Below are 229 nucleotides of genomic sequence, written 5' to 3' on the forward strand. Positions count from 1 at the left end.
GGTCGTTGATCGTCAGGTACGCCGCGTCCGCCGAAGTCTCGTCGCCGTTGACGAACATCGCGCGCCCTTCCAGCGAACGCCGCGCGCCGCGGTACAGCGCGACCTTGCGCGGCGACTCGTCGAGCGCGAACAGCACCTTGCCGCGCGAGGCGCCGATCTTCGGCCACGCGCCGGCCAGCACCGCTTCGCGCAGGGTCGCGGCGCGGCCGCGCACGTCGTCGGGCACGAT

1 protein-coding gene is annotated in these 229 nt (G+C 73.4%); it reads right to left on the reverse strand.

All coding sequences use genetic code 11. The features are described 5' to 3' along the window. The coding region (locus HKX41_14040; protein ID NNC25254.1) for an acid phosphatase at positions 1-229 on the reverse strand (229 nt) is incomplete at both ends.

The sequence above is a fragment of the Salifodinibacter halophilus genome, assembly GCA_012999515.1.
Classification (GTDB): domain Bacteria; phylum Pseudomonadota; class Gammaproteobacteria; order Nevskiales; family Salinisphaeraceae; genus Salifodinibacter; species Salifodinibacter halophilus.